The organism is Delftia tsuruhatensis NBRC 16741 (genome assembly GCF_001571325.1).
Classification (GTDB): Bacteria; Pseudomonadota; Gammaproteobacteria; order Burkholderiales; family Burkholderiaceae_C; genus Comamonas; species Comamonas tsuruhatensis.
On the sequence record NZ_BCTO01000032.1, the window covers coordinates 170161 to 184120 of the forward strand.

The 13960-nt window shown below is 65.0% G+C and carries 14 protein-coding genes, 1 tRNA gene and 1 pseudogene; 10 read left to right on the forward strand and 6 right to left on the reverse strand.

The window, feature by feature from the left end; all coding sequences use genetic code 11:
- Positions 1-15 precede the first annotated feature (15 nt).
- On the forward strand, positions 16-357 hold the full coding sequence (locus tag DTS01S_RS30515; protein WP_139223836.1) for a hypothetical protein: 342 nt from the start codon (positions 16-18) through the stop codon (positions 355-357).
- A 31-nt stretch (positions 358-388) separates the two neighbouring features.
- Here the strand turns inward: DTS01S_RS30515 and DTS01S_RS16865 are convergent, their stop codons facing one another.
- Positions 389-1291, reverse strand: a complete 903-nt coding sequence (locus DTS01S_RS16865; protein ID WP_016451547.1) for an alpha/beta fold hydrolase — start codon at positions 1289-1291, stop codon at positions 389-391.
- Positions 1292-1424: 133 nt separating this feature from the next.
- Between DTS01S_RS16865 and DTS01S_RS16870 the strand changes: the two genes are divergently transcribed.
- Together DTS01S_RS16870 and DTS01S_RS16875 are read left to right on the forward strand one after the other, a co-directional pair.
- The gene (locus tag DTS01S_RS16870) at positions 1425-2351 is read left to right on the forward strand and encodes a LysR family transcriptional regulator (protein WP_061288165.1); all 927 of its coding nucleotides are present in this window, start codon (positions 1425-1427) and stop codon (positions 2349-2351) included.
- Between the two features lie 120 nt (positions 2352-2471).
- Positions 2472-3053 (forward strand): peroxidase-related enzyme, encoded by a 582-nt coding sequence (locus DTS01S_RS16875; RefSeq protein WP_013801997.1) that lies wholly within the window; start codon positions 2472-2474, stop codon positions 3051-3053.
- On the opposite strand, the gene DTS01S_RS16880 is transcribed toward DTS01S_RS16875, so the two are convergent.
- A complete protein-coding gene (locus tag DTS01S_RS16880; RefSeq protein ID WP_061288168.1) occupies positions 3022-4515 on the reverse strand; it encodes an aminotransferase-like domain-containing protein in 1494 nt (497 codons plus the stop codon). The two genes, DTS01S_RS16875 and DTS01S_RS16880, sit on opposite strands and share 32 nt — an antisense overlap.
- A gap of 96 nt (positions 4516-4611) precedes the next feature.
- On the opposite strand from DTS01S_RS16880, the gene DTS01S_RS16885 reads away from it, so the two are divergent.
- Positions 4612-5406 (forward strand): arylamine N-acetyltransferase family protein, encoded by a 795-nt coding sequence (locus DTS01S_RS16885; protein ID WP_061288170.1) that lies wholly within the window; start codon positions 4612-4614, stop codon positions 5404-5406.
- Between the two features lie 4 nt (positions 5407-5410).
- Here the strand turns inward: DTS01S_RS16885 and DTS01S_RS16890 are convergent, their stop codons facing one another.
- Entirely contained in the window at positions 5411-6415 is a 1005-nt protein-coding gene (locus DTS01S_RS16890; RefSeq protein ID WP_061288172.1) for a LacI family DNA-binding transcriptional regulator, read from the reverse strand.
- A 229-nt stretch (positions 6416-6644) separates the two neighbouring features.
- Between DTS01S_RS16890 and DTS01S_RS16895 the strand changes: the two genes are divergently transcribed.
- The 3 genes and pseudogenes from DTS01S_RS16895 to DTS01S_RS31235 all read left to right on the forward strand — a co-directional run.
- Positions 6645-7613 carry a Bug family tripartite tricarboxylate transporter substrate binding protein gene (locus tag DTS01S_RS16895; RefSeq protein WP_061288174.1) on the forward strand — a complete coding sequence of 323 codons (969 nt, stop codon included), beginning with the start codon at positions 6645-6647 and terminating at the stop codon, positions 7611-7613.
- A 43-nt stretch (positions 7614-7656) separates the two neighbouring features.
- Entirely contained in the window at positions 7657-8814 is a 1158-nt protein-coding gene (locus tag DTS01S_RS16900) for an L-talarate/galactarate dehydratase (RefSeq protein WP_061288176.1), read from the forward strand.
- Between the two features lie 290 nt (positions 8815-9104).
- Positions 9105-9659: pseudogene (locus DTS01S_RS31235) on the forward strand (IS3 family transposase); the annotation flags it as partial.
- 232 nt (positions 9660-9891) lie between these two features.
- On the opposite strand, the gene DTS01S_RS30525 reads toward DTS01S_RS31235, so the two are convergent.
- On the reverse strand, positions 9892-10062 hold the full coding sequence (locus tag DTS01S_RS30525; protein WP_017403817.1) for a hypothetical protein: 171 nt from the start codon (positions 10060-10062) through the stop codon (positions 9892-9894).
- Positions 10063-10510: 448 nt separating this feature from the next.
- On the opposite strand from DTS01S_RS30525, the gene DTS01S_RS16910 reads away from it, so the two are divergent.
- Both DTS01S_RS16910 and DTS01S_RS16915 read left to right on the forward strand, forming a co-directional pair.
- The gene (locus tag DTS01S_RS16910) at positions 10511-11494 is read left to right on the forward strand and encodes a hypothetical protein (protein WP_017403816.1); all 984 of its coding nucleotides are present in this window, start codon (positions 10511-10513) and stop codon (positions 11492-11494) included.
- A gap of 500 nt (positions 11495-11994) precedes the next feature.
- A complete protein-coding gene (locus tag DTS01S_RS16915) occupies positions 11995-12315 on the forward strand; it encodes a hypothetical protein (RefSeq protein ID WP_017403815.1) in 321 nt (106 codons plus the stop codon).
- Here the strand turns inward: DTS01S_RS16915 and DTS01S_RS16920 are convergent.
- The gene (locus DTS01S_RS16920; protein WP_061288177.1) at positions 12312-12818 is read right to left on the reverse strand and encodes a hypothetical protein; all 507 of its coding nucleotides are present in this window, start codon (positions 12816-12818) and stop codon (positions 12312-12314) included. The genes DTS01S_RS16915 and DTS01S_RS16920 overlap by 4 nt on opposite strands.
- A 111-nt stretch (positions 12819-12929) precedes the next feature.
- On the opposite strand from DTS01S_RS16920, the gene DTS01S_RS29715 reads away from it, so the two are divergent.
- Positions 12930-13529 (forward strand): tyrosine-type recombinase/integrase, encoded by a 600-nt coding sequence (locus DTS01S_RS29715; protein WP_017407865.1) that lies wholly within the window; start codon positions 12930-12932, stop codon positions 13527-13529.
- A 72-nt stretch (positions 13530-13601) separates the two neighbouring features.
- Here the strand turns inward: DTS01S_RS29715 and DTS01S_RS30530 are convergent.
- Positions 13602-13681 (reverse strand) — tRNA-Lys (locus DTS01S_RS30530).
- Positions 13682-13960 lie beyond the last annotated feature (279 nt).

Here is a 13960-nt window from a genome sequence, read left to right on the forward strand (position 1 = left end):
TGTGAATATCCCGTGATGAATAAGACCCTCCCCCTCGGGCGGGCCGCGCGACTGTATCAGTTCGGCGTTTCACCATGCATCGGCAATGGGCCGCGCATTGGCCCGCCTGCACCTTGTGCGGTGGTCCCCTATGGGCGCAAGGCGTTGCCCAGCCCTTGCCAGGCCTTGTCTCCAGCGGCTTTCAAGGATTGGGACCTGGGCATTGCATGCGGGCAGCAGGCGTGCGGTTTTTTCAATTGCTTACCTTTTCCGGACACGATTGGCATACCAATTGAATCCATGGAGAACGCTATGTCTCCGCAGATATGGTGCGAATGCACCTTTGCCCTCTTTGCCCTTTTTTGCCGGCTTGCCTGAATGCAGTCCCGAAAGCCAGCAATGACCGCACTCACCCGGCCTGCAACAGAAATGGCAGGGCCGCGTCCAGCAGTGCGTCGGGCGCCTCCTCGGCAATGTAGTGCCCGCAGGCCAGCGGCCGGCCGCGCACATCGTCGGCCACGAGCTGCCACTCGCGCAGCGGATCGAAGCAGCGGTGCACCACGCCCTCCTCGCCCCAGAGCACCAGCAGCGGCATGGACAGCCTGCGCCCCAGCCGGCGGTCCTCGCGGTCATGGTCCAGGTCGATGCCGGCCGAGGCGCGGTAGTCCTCGCACATGCCGTGCGCGCTGCCCGGCAGCGCCAGGCAGCGCTGGTACTCGGCCAGCGCCCGGGGATCGAAGGGCGCCAGGCCGGCGCTGCGCCGGCCCATGATCTCGCGCACATAGGCGGCGGGGTCGGCCTCGATCAGGCGCTCGGGCAGCGGCGCGGGCTGGATCAGGAAGAACCAGTGCCAGTAGGCGCGCGCAAAGGCCTCGCCGGTCTGCTCGTACATGGCCAGCGTGGGCGCAATGTCCAGCAGCACCAGACGCTGCACGCTGGCGGGATAGTCCATGGCCAGCCGGTGCGCCACGCGCGCGCCCCGGTCATGCGCCAGCACGCTGAAATGCTCATGGCCCAGCCGCGCCATCAGCCGCAGCAGGTCGCGGGCCATGGTGCGCTTGCTGTAGTTCACATGCTCGGGATCGCCGGCGGGGCGCGAGGAGTCGCCATAGCCGCGCAGGTCGGCCAGCACCACGGTGAACTGCTGCGCCAGCCGGGGCGCGACGCGGTGCCAGATGGCGCTGGTCTGCGGGTGGCCGTGCACCAGCAGCAGGGCCGGCCCCTGGCCGCCCACCCAGGCGTTGATCTCCACCCCGTCATCGACCGTGATGCGCTGCTGGCGCAGGCCCGGCATCCATGGATCTGTGTGCATCCCGGAGATTCCTTCTACGTTGTTCATGACTGTCAGCCTGCCATGCTAATCAGTAAACCAGGCTGCATAAATAGCAAAATATTGCATTGATCCATCAGTTCAATTTACGAATCAACCATCCACCGCATCCACCATGGACGGCTTTTCCGACCTGCGTTTCTTCTCGCTGCTGATCCGCGAAGGCAGCCTGGCCGCTGCGGCCCAGCAGATGGGCGTGACGCCGCCCGCCGTAAGCCGCCGCCTGTCCTTGCTGGAGCGGCGCCTGGGCGTGCGCCTGCTGCAGCGCACGACACGGCGCATCCACCTGACGCCCGAGGGCGAGGCCTACCTGCTGGACGGCGCGCGCATCCTGGCCGACCTGGAGGCGCTGGAGCGCAGCATCTCGGGCACGCGCGCCACGGCGCGCGGCCCGCTGTCCATTGCCTGCACACTGGGCTTTGGCCGCCAGCGGCTGGCGCCCGCGCTGTCGGCCTTTGCGCGCGCCTATCCCGAGGTGCAAGTGCAGCTGCACCTGACGGACAGGCCCGTCAACCTGGTCGAGCAGGGCTTTGACGCCGTGGTGCGCTTTGGCGCCCTGCCCGACTCCGGCCTCACCGCCCGCCTGCTGCTGCCCAACCGCCGCGTGCTGTGCGCCGCGCCCTCCTACCTCAACGCCCATGGCGAGCCACGCCAGCCTGCGGACCTGCAGGCCCACCGCTGCATCGTGATCCGCGAGAGCGACGAAACCTATGGCAGCTGGCGCCTGAGCCGTCGCACGCGCCAGGGCCTGAGCGAGCACAACATCAAGGTCAACGGCGTGATGAGCACCAACGATGGCGCTGCAGCCCTGACCTGGGCACTGGACGGCCACGGCATCCTGCAGCGCTCGCTGTGGGACGTGGCCGCGCCGCTGGCCGCAGGCGCCCTGCGCGAGGTCCTGCCCCAATGGCAGTTGCCTGCGGCCGACATCTACCTGGTGCACACCACGCGCAGCGAGATGTCGGCCAGGATCCGCGCGCTCACCGGCTTTCTGGGCGACTGGTTTGCACAACGGCCTGAGCCGGACATGACGCCCGCCTGAGCCCGGGCGCAATCTGCAACCTCGGCGGCAGACAGGCTGTCATGCGCGTTCACCCCGCGCAGCGCAGGCCATGCGAACATGGCCCGCAACGACAACCACCACCCCCAGGAGACAAGACACATGGCCACCGCCCGCTACCCCCAGCCCGAACTGTCCAGCCTGCCCGAGGACATCCGCACCCGCATCCTTGAAGTGCAGGAAAAGGCCGGTTTCATCCCCAACGTCTTCCTGGCCTTTGCGCGCCGCCCTGCCGAGTGGCGTGCCTTCTTCGCCTACCACGATGCCCTCATGCTCAAGGAAGAAGGCAGCCTGACCAAGGGCGAGCGCGAGATGATCGTCACCACCACCAGCGCGGCCAACCAGTGCCTGTACTGCGTGGTGGCCCACGGCGCCATCCTGCGCATCTACGAAAAGCAGCCCTACGTGGCCGACCAGGTGGCGGTCAACTACCGCAAAGCCGACATCAGCGCCCGCCAGCGCGCCATGCTGGACTTCGCCATGAAGGTCTGCGAACGCAGCCATGAAATCTGCGAGGCCGACTTCGAGGCGCTGTACCCGCATGGCTTCGACGACGAGGACATCTGGGACATCGCCGCCATCACCGCCTTCTTCGGCCTGTCCAACCGCATGGCCAGCTTTGCCGGCATGCAGCCCAATCCCGAGTTCTTCCTCATGGGGCGCGTGCCGCGCGAGAAGAAGTAGGCTGACCGACCTGTGCCCCCTGGCGCGCCGCAGCACCCTCGACCAAACCCCGGCATATCTCCCCCACCTGCCCCACGGCCCCCAGCAGGCGCGGCGTGGGCTCGTTGGCGCAGTTCAGGCGCAGGTGGTTGGGCAGGTCCGAGCGCGATGAAAACAGCGGGCCGGGGCTGACGCCAATGCCCAGCTCCAGCGCGCGGCGGTGCACCTCCAGTGCATTGACCTGGCGCGGCAACTCCACCCACAGCAGAAAGCCCGCGCGCGGGGCCGAGACGCGGGTGCCGGGCGGAAAGCTGGCCTCGACCCTGGCCGTGACGGCCTGCACCCCGGCCTGCACGCGGGACTTGAGACGGCGCAGGTGCCGGTCGTAGTCGCCGCTGGCCAGCACCTCGCTCACGGCGGCCTCCAGCAGCGGCGCACCGGCCCAGTCGCCCGCCAGGCGCACCTGCAGCACCTGGGCATGGAAGCGGCCCGCCGCAATCCAGCCCACGCGCCAGCCCGGCGCCAGGGTCTTGGACACGGAGCCGCAATACAGCACGTTGCCGCTGCCGTCGAAGGCCTTGCAGGCCGGCGGGCGCTGGCCGTCGCCTGCAAGGTCGCCATAGACATCGTCTTCGATCAAGGGAATGCCTGCCCGCTCCAGCAGCGCCACCAGGGCCTGCTCGCGCTCCACCGGCATGCTGGCGCCCAGCGGGTTCTGCACGGTGGGCGATGCCAGCACGGCAGCCGGCCGGTGGCGGGCAATGGCCTCGGCCAGCGGCTCCAGCAGCAGGCCTTCGCGGGGATCGGTGGCAATCTCCAGCGCCTTCAGGCCCAGGTCCTCCAGCAGCAGCAGGCTGCCGAAATAGGCGGGCCGCTCCACGGCCACGACATCGCCGGGCTTGCACACGGCGCGCAGCGCCAGCCGCACGGCCTGGGTGGCGCCTGCCGTCAGGACCAGGTCGTCGGGGCCGAAGCGCGCACCCCATTGCGCGGCCCGGGCCGCGATCTGGCCGCGCAGGTCGGCGCGGCCCGGCGGCATGCTGTAGGTCTGCCCGTGCGCATCCAGGCGGCGCCCGGCGGTCTGCAGCGCGCGCTGCAGCCGGGCCGTGGGCAGCCAGGCCGGATCGGGCAATGCCGCACCCAGCGGGATCAGGCGCGTGTCGGGACTGCTGAACAGCGAGCGCGCCAGGGCCGACAGGGTCACGGGCACGGGGCGCGACGACGGACGGGACGCCTGCAGCGCCGCGCCGCCGGTTGCCTGCCGCACAAAGTAGCCCGAGCGCGGGCGCGCGACGATCAGGCCCTCGGCCTCCAGGCAGCGCAGCGCCTCCAGCGCGGTGGGCAGGCTGACCTGTTCGCGCTCGGCCAGGCTGCGGGCGGAGATCAGCCTGTCGCCGGGGCGCAGTGCGCCACAGGCCAGCGTCTGGCGCAGGGCCTGGGCAATGCGGCGGTACCGGGGCAAGGGTTCGTTGGTGGCGGGCATGTCAATCTGTACAGGTCAGTTTTCTTGGATTCTGCTTATACAGGCATTGGCTGCCCGGATTTATCGTTGCAGCCATCAAGCAACCCGAGGAAACCCATGCAAGCCAGCAATTTCGATCTCCAGGCCTACTTCCGCCGCATCGGCTTCAGTGCCGGGGACTCCGCCCAGGCAGATGCCGCCACCCTGCATGCGCTGATGCGCCAGCAGCTGTTTTCCGTGCCTTTCGAGAACCTGGACGTGCAGGCCGGCAAGATCGTCTCTCTGGTGTCCGAAGACATTGCGGGCAAGATCCTCGGCGGCGCCCGGGGCGGCTACTGCTACGAGGTGAACGGCCTGTTCGCCATGGCGCTGCAGACCCTGGGCATTGCCTACCGCTTTGTGGCGGCGCGGCCCATGTTCTATCCGGCACGCCGGCCCCGCACCCACATGGCCCTGGTGGCCGAGGTCGAGGGACGGCGCTGGCTGTGCGACCTGGGCTTTGGCAGCTACGGCATACGCGCCCCCATGGCCCTGGACGAGCTGGACACCGAGGTCCGCCAGGACGGCGACACCTTCCGCCTGAGCCTGGACGACCAGGGCGAATACCTGCTGCAGGCCCGCGTGGACGGTGAATGGGCCAACCAGTACGCCTTCAACCTGTCGCCCCAGGAATGGGTGGATTTCGCCCCCGCCAACTACCTGAACTCCACGCACCCGGACGCCATCTTCGTGCAAAAGCGGGTGGTGGTGCTGCACCAGCCGGCCGGCCGCATGATCCTGGTGGGCGACGCGCTCAAGACCATCACGGCCAGCGGCACCGAGACCAGGCAGCTGGCGCCTGATGAGATCCAGCACGTGCTGGGCAGCCTGTTCGGGCTGGCGACCGAGCGCCAGGCGGCTGCCCTGTGCTGAGCCTCTAAGCCAGGCGGGTCGAATCCCGCACGATCAGCTCGAACCCCAGGTCGAACGCCGAGCGCCCGGCGCTGCGGCCCTGGCAGCGTGCCAGCACGAGTTCGGCGGCCAGGCGGCCTATGCCCGGCCCGTCCACATGCACGGTGGTCAGCGACGGCAGCAGATGGGCCGCGAAATCGGCATTGCCGAAGCCCGAGACGGCCAGATCCACGGGCACGCGCAGGCCGCGCGCCTGGGCTTCCACCAAAATGCCGTGGGCCAGCATGTCCGAGCTGCAGACCACGGCCTGCAGATCAGGCTGCTGCGCCAGCAACTGGCCCAGCGCCTGCCGGCCCAGCTCCAGGCTGCCGGGCGCGGACACGGTGACCGTGGGCACCTCGCGGCCCCAGGCTGCAAGAAAGCCCTCGCGCCGCTGCTGGGCCCGGTGGTCGCTGCCCGTGGCCATGCCCACGCGCTGCAGGCCGCGCGAAAGGAAATAGCCGGCCAGCGCGCTGCCCACCTTCAGGTGGGAAAAGCCCACCACCATGTCCAGCGGCCGGTCGCTGAAGTCCCAGGTTTCCACCACGGGAATGCCGGTCCTGCGCAGCCGCTCGCGCGCCTTGCCGGACTGCACCAGGCCCATCATCACAATGCCGTCGGGCTGGCGCCCGATCATGGCGTTGAGCACCTCCTCCTCGCGCTGCTCGTCGTAGAAGGTCTGGCCCAGCAGCAGCTGATAGCCCTCCTGCGCCAGCGTGGCCGTCAATGACTGCACCGTGGGCAGGAATTGCGACACCGAAAGCGCAGGCACCACGCCCGCCACCATGCGGCTGCGCCTGGACTTGAGCCCGCCGGCCAGCAGGTTGGGGATGTAGCCCGTGGCCTCCACGGCCTGGCGCACGCGCTCGCGCGTCTTCTCCGAAACGATGGAAGGATTGCCCAGTGCGCGCGAGGCCGTGATCAGCGAGACGCCGGCCGCCTCGGCCACGTCGTGCAGCGTGGCGGGCCTGGGTGGTGTGGGTGTGTTCATGGGCAAGCGCGATCGCGGGCTGGTATCGGGGACGGGCCTGAAGATAGCAGACCGCCCTCCACGCACGGGCGCCAAGCCTGCCCTGCATCGCAGAAATCGTGATTGACAGCCAAAATGACAACGATATCATTTTGCTGAAAGCGCAAATCCTTGCATCTACAAAATGGCATCGGCGCTTTTTCATTTCCCCGGAAATGACAACGATGTCATCCACAAATCAGGAGACAAGATGAATCACATTCTTCGTGCCATGGCGCTGGCCCTGGCCGCGCTCGCTGCCTTTTCTGCGTCGGCCCAGGCCTGGCCCGACAGGCCCGTCACCCTGGTCGTGCCCTTCCCCGCCGGCGGCTCCACCGACCAGGTCGCGCGCGCCGTGGCGCCCAGGCTGGGCGAAAAGCTCAGGCAGTCCTTCGTGGTGGAAAACAAGGCCGGCGCCACGGGCACCATCGGCGCAGCCTTCGTGCAGCGCGCGGCGGCGGACGGGCAGACCTTTCTCGTCACCTCGCTGGGCCCGCTGGTCATCGTGCCCCACCTGATCAAGCACCTGCCCTACGACGCGCTCAAGGACTTCGACCTGATCACCGTGGCCGTGCAGTCGCCCAACGTGCTGGTCGTGCCTGCCGCCTCGCCGCACAACAGCGTGGCCGACGTGGTCGCCCACCTCAAGGCCCATCCGGGCAAGATGAGCTTTGCCTCGGCCGGCCACGGCTCCAGCGACCACCTGACGGCCGAACTGTTCTGGCAGCAGACGGGCACCCAGGGCGTGCACATCCCCTACAAGGGCGGCGCGCCCGCCCATGCCGACCTGATCGGCGGCCAGGTCGATGCCTCGTTCCAGAACATCAATGCCGTGATCCAGCACATCCGGGCCGGCAAGATGCGCGCCCTGGCCGTGACCAGCCCGCGCCGCTCGCCCGTGCTGCCGGACCTGCCCACGCTGGCCGAGGCCGGGGTGAAGAACGTGGAGGTCGCCTCCTGGCAGGCCATCGTCGCGCCCAAGGGCCTGCCGCCTGCGCTGCGCGACAAGGCGCATGCGGCCTTTGTCGAGGCGCTCAACGATCCCCGGGTGCGCGAGCAGTTCGTCTCCATCGGCTACGAGATGGTGGCCGGCACGCCCCAGCAGTTCGCCGAGTTCCAGCGCCAGGAATACGCGCGCTGGAAGTCGGTCATCGAGGCCGGAAAGATCAGCATCGACTGATGCCTGCCCCTGTCCTTTTCCCAACCACCGCACTCCCGCAGCCATGACCTCTTCCGCGCTCTCCGAAACCACCAGCCAGGACCGCATCCAGTGGATACGCCTGTCGTCCTGCGACCTCCCCCTGGCCCGGCCCATCAGCGATGCCAAGGTGCTCACGGGCCGCCAAAAGCCCATGACCGAGGTAGCCATGCTGTTCGCCGAGATCCAGACCCGCGACGGCCACCGGGGCCTGGGCCTGAGCTACGCCAAGCGCGCAGGCGGCCCCGGCCAGTTCGCCCATGCCAGCGAGATCGCGCCCTCCCTGCTGGGCGAAGACCCCAGCGACATTGCGCGGCTGTGGACGCGCATGTGCTGGGCCGGCGCCTCCGTGGGCCGCAGCGGGCTGGCCGTGCAGGCCATCGCGGCCTTCGACGTGGCGCTGTACGACATCAAGGCGCGCCGCGCGGGCCTGTCGCTGTCCAAGCTGCTGGGCTCGCAGCGCGAATCCGTGCGCTGCTACAACACCTCGGGAGGCTTTTTGCACACGCCGCTCGATGAACTCAAGCGCAACGCCAGCGCCTCGCTGGAGCGCGGCATTGGCGGCATCAAGCTCAAGGTGGGCCAGCCCGACTGCGCGCTGGACATACGGCGTGTGGAGGCCATGCGCGCCCACCTGGGCGATGCCGCGCCCATCATGGTCGATGCCAACCAGCAATGGGACCGCCCCACGGCCCAGCGCATGTGCCGTGTCTTCGAGGAATTCAACCTGGTCTGGATCGAGGAGCCGCTGGACGCCTACGACCACGAAGGCCATGCCGCGCTGGCCGCGCGCTTCGACACGCCGATTGCCACCGGCGAGATGCTGACCAGCGCCGCCGAGCACGGCGATCTCATACGCCACCGCAGCGCCGACTTCCTCATGCCCGACGCGCCGCGCGTGGGCGGCATCACGCCCTTCCTGCAGATCGCCGCCCAGGCCGAACTGGCCCACCTGAGCCTGGCGCCCCACTTCGCCATGGAACTGCACGTGCACCTGGCCGCCACCTGCGCCAACGAGCCCTGGGTGGAACACTTCGACTGGCTGGAGCCGCTGTTCAACGAACGCCTGGAAATCGCCAATGGCCGCATGCTCGTGCCCACGCGCCCCGGCCTGGGACTGAGCCTGAGCGAGCAGGCACGGCGCTGGACGCGCGAAAGCGTGGAGTTCGGGGAGCGTAGGTGAAGGCGTCCGTGCAATGTCTATTGCGGCCCGCTTCTATGCGGCCGGTTTGCCCGCGTCGGTAGGCCGGCCGCTCTTTGCCCCGCCCATAAATACCATTCTCTCGGAAAATTCCTATCCAAACACTTCTCCAAAACAGGAATAGACCTAGAGCGTGTTATGCACTTTGACCTGCCCGCGAAAGCCGGTAAAGGGGCCTGAAACGAGGCGCAGCACGCACCGCGGCTTGGAGTTGGAGTTGGAGTCGACCCGGTTGCGTGGACACAGCATTCTTTGTGTTCAAGGAGCCGCAAATGTCCAAAGTCAGGCCGCAGTATCCGGCGCAGTTCAGGCAGCAGATGGTTGAGTTGGTACGTGCCGGACGCACGCCTGCCGAACTCTCACGCGAATTCAACGTCACCGCGCAGTCCATCACCAACTAGGTCGGTAAAACCGCCATTGATAGCGGCATGCCCGGCAAGGAAGACTTGACCTGCGTCGAGCGCGAGGAGTTGGTAGGGCTGCGCCGTCAACTGCGTCAAGTTCAGCAGGAGCGCGACATCCTGGCCAAGGCTACGGCCTGGTTTGCCGGTCGCAGCGATGCGACTTCGACGAAGTCTTCGGACTCGTGATGGCAAACCAGGCCGAACTTCCCCGGGCGCACCATGTAACGTGTTCTAGGCGTATACGCCAGCGGCTTCTACGCTTGCCGAGAGCAAAGTCCTTCTCAGCGCAGTATCACCAACGCGGTAATGACCGAACGAATACGCCAGATTCACAAGGACCGATACGATTCCTACGGCATGCCGCGCGTGAGGGCCGAGCTCGTCGAGCAAGGCGTCTCCATCAGCCGACAGCGTGTTGCGAAGACCGGTTGAATACGCCCAAATACACCAGTCAGGCCCGCATGGCCGTCTTCACTTGGATTGAAGGTTGGTACAACCCCAGGCGCCGTCACAGCGGTCTGGGCTACCTCTGACCTCTGAACTTTAAAAGGAACCAGCAGGCACGATTCAATGCCTGCAAGAACGGCCCATCGTACGCTGACGAAGCACCCCAGATGGTTTGAGAATCAAACCAGAAACCGTCCATCGGACCGGGTCAACTCCCACTCCACTCCGGTGCAAACAAGTCGCCAGCCTTGAGATCTTGCTGCTTGACCAGTTGTCGAACTGCGGCGATCGCATCGAGCCTCCTGGCACCATAGTACTCGGCGATCTGCGCATCTAATGCGTCCCGGTCCCGCAGCAGGGACTTGTATTTGCTAGTCATGTGTTCGGGCCTGCGGTCAGAAATGTGCAGCGTTCCAGACGTCAATGGCAGAGGTAAATTCTTTCACCCTTCTGAGATACGTGTCTCATTCTGTAGAGGAGAAACCAGCATGCCTAACCTGGGGCTATCTCAGAAGGCCCGCAGGGCCACGATGATGAAACCCAAATAGGCTGGCTAGGGCCCCCGGCGGCAGTGACTGTGTGCATGCCAGAAATCCGGCCAGGAACCGCACCTCGTAGCCTCGGGGCGCTCGATCTCAGCCAACGCCGCGTCCGTATTCGCGAACAAACAGTCAATTTCAGCCAGACCCAGAGTCAATAGCCATGCAATCCCTGCGTCTAGTATTTACTAGCCGCCGTGCAAATGCGCCGCAAGGAATGACTTTCCAGCATGTCTGCGGTCGGCCAGGGATTCTCCTGCATCTTACCCATCATTTCCAGAGAGCTTTATGTCTCAATTGCCACAAGCCACCCCTTGCGCTACGCAGGTCATTAATGTGTACGCGGATGACTCCAACGGAGAGACGCTCTATAAAACATGGCCTGCCAGGAAATACGAAGGGAAATGGCTTCAAGTCACGCTGCTGGACCAGGCCAAGCGAGACGCCGGCTACGTGCCAAATTGCAGAATCAATGCCAGCATCGATGTCTATCGCAGCACGACGCTGAACAAGTGCTTCGTCCTCGTGAACATGGACGGCAGCCACGCTGCCGCATCGAAGAACGGCAAGATGTTCACCGATAGCTATGTGAGCACCCTCTCGCTGCATGAGGACACCAGGGTGAAGGGGCTGTTCCTTCGCGAGGTTCAGGTAGAAATCGATGTGGAAGGTATTTCGCACAGCGAGTATGCAAAGGCGCTTCAGGGCCAGCCGGCAAAGGGGGTCCGGTTCGACATCTGTAAGGACATCCCGGGGTCTACGCTTGAGGACGGCACCGTCAGCAGCTCCATTGCCTACAACATCAATCCGGGCGTGGGTGCTTCGGGGCCGTCGCTCAGTGGCGGCGTCAGCATCACTAGCAGCTTCTCCAAGAACATCAAGGATATTTCCATCAACAATCTCAGCGATGGAAAATTCGTGAGGCATGTCTATCGGTTGACCAAGACGGACTCAGCAGTTTTCAACAAGGATGACGATCTTGTGGACAAGGGCCCCGATGCCATGGCAAGAGGTTTTCCGATCCGCGACTTCTCATCGGTAGCCTCTGCCAACTGGGACATCCTGTCGCAGGCGCTTTTCGTATGCGATACAAGTGATATCTACCAGGTCGGCGTTGGATTGAGGATAACAAGCAAGTCCGGCCTGGTCATTTCACACACCAATCTGTTTGATGCCGATTGCAAGGTCCATGACTTCGACTTCGGTGTATACCAGGGCGTCAGTGTGCGCCTTTCCCAGGACACGGAACTCGATGCGGCAGTGCGAAAGTGAAAGAAGACGTCAGGGGAACTCCGGAAATCGTTTACCCAGGACGACATCCAGCCGAGGTGATCAGACATCTATTTTTCGAGGTGACCGCGGCCAAAGGCGCGCAGATTGAAGCTGCGAAAAACCCGATGACTCAAGGCACAAGGCAAGAGACCTGAGCTCCGCTCAAGAGCGTACTGCGGAGGTGCTCGAATACCTGCAGCGCAAGCACTCCCTGCAGTGAGCCTGCGCCGAAGCGACATCGCGCGACCGGTCGCGTCTGCTATCAGCGCACCACCCGGGGCCAAGCATTCCGCATCAACGCTGCATCAGCAGCGTGGCCATCAGCCGCTCGCGTGATGTCCGCAACGCACTCTGCCATACGTGCACCTGGGTCCGCTAGATTCCCGAGCCAGGACGTCATCTTCCTTGGCTTCGGACCGGTCTGTGGAATCCGCTCGCAAGCGCCGTTTTGACGCACGAGCACAATGCATAAGCATTCAAACTCAGGAACAGCGCACGTCATGACGGATCCAGTAAAGCAATTCGACAGCAGGCAAAGCACCACCAGCGAAGGCGACTACTTGGCCTGGCGTTTGAAGCACCCAACCGGGTTTGTTGTGAACATCGACAAGAGGCACAACATGAAGCAGTACCCGATGGTGCATCAGGTCAAAGACAGACAACTCTCTGCAGAAAAGAACAAGAACTTTACGACTGGCGCCTACTACAAGCTGTGCGCCAGCGAACTGAGAGATCTCGAGCAATACTGCCAAGCTGAATTCAAGCGACCACTTACCTACTGCCGCCGATGCAAGCCGGCCGGAGACGGCCTAGAGGCTTAGAACTGGCGGGTGGTACTGGCATCCTGACGGCTCGGGATCACGGGCCAAGCGGCACCGAGGGCCTGGACATCAGCTGCGTGCCCTGCAGCCTTTGCTGCCATGTCCCCATACGCTGCGCGGCAGTCTTCAAATACGACTCCGAGGGCAGTGGCGTACTCAATGGCGGCAGCGGGTGGCGCGCTGGCAAGTCGGCGGGCGGCATCTGTGGATTGCTCGCGCAGGCCGTCAGAGACAACCCGCAACCGGTCAAGATCACGGCGCAGCAGCGCCTCGCGGTCACGGGCGGCATTGAGCGCTCCTTGGTATTTGGTGGTCATGGCCTGCTCGGCAATGCGCGCGCGGGCGTCAGCCGCGCGCTGGGCCGTGCTGGTGGCCAGCTGCTGGGTGGAGGTTTCCAGCCGGGCCTCGGCCAGCTCGGCGCCCAGGCGCGCGCCCTGGAACTGCCAGTCCAGCGCGGCGGACACGGCTGCGGCTGCCACATGGGTGTAAAGCGCGGGGATCACGACAGCCCCCTCTCGCAGAGGTGCCGCTCGGCCGCGCACTGGTGGACCAGGCCCGGCAGTTGCTTGCCTCCGGCATAGGTCCAGCGGCTCAACTCGACGCAGGTGCCAAGCATGATCGACGCCAACCCATGCACGCAGGTCAAGAAGAACAGCGAGCGGGCCCGGACGGAGGCGCCGGAGCCGGCCGAGTTGCAAGCCTTCCTGGACTGGCTGGAGGCCAGCAGTCCTGCGCACAAGACCCTGGCCCTGATGGCCGAGTTTGCCACCCTGGCTGACTCGCACCGCGTGGAGTTCCTGGCCCTTCAGGTGCCGCAGATCGACATGCAGGCCGGCGAGATCCGGCTGATGCGCGCCAAGCAGCACGGCGGCACCAAGCGGGCGGAGAACATCGCCATGGGTCCGGCCATGCTGGACCTGGCCAAGAGGCTGCTGCAGCTGCCACGCCCTGAGACATCGCTGCATGTCTTCATCAACCAGCACGGCAGCCCGCTCACGGAATCGGGCTTCACCACGGGCTGGCAGCGGGCCATGGTCGAGGCCCTGGAGACGAAGGTGATCAGCCGGCGGTTCACCTTCCACGACCTGCGGGCGTACTACACGACCCAGCACAAGGCACGGTATGGCGCCCTGCCCGAACTTCACGCCAGCTCGGCCACCACGGCCCGGGTCTACGACCGCTCGAAGGTCTCGAAACGGCAGTCACTGGTCTGACCTCTATTCCCAAATTGGGAATAAAACAAAAGCCGCGCTACCTTTACGATAGCGCGGCTTCCGCGTGTTTGTTGGTGGGTCCTGCGAGATTCGAACTCGCGACCAACGGATTAAAAGTCCGATCCGCCGAAATAGGAATAATAGAAAAGCCCTTTTTTATCAACAACTTGCAGCGATGGCCACGCTTCTGGTTTTTTCAAAGTTATGCCTTTTTCACAATATTTCAGCCTACTTTGGGCAGGTTTTGGTCATAGCAATGAGCTGTATGGCTAGTCAGCTGTTTGCTCTGGGCTCGGCCAGTAATCCCGCCGTTGCCTCGTAGCAACGATGTGTGGAGGCTTCCAGCTCCGCGCTGATCAGCCTAAGCACCTTCCGTGCTGTAAGGAGCATCGTGGGCCTATGTAGGTGGCTACATCTTTCCTACGTCTTCC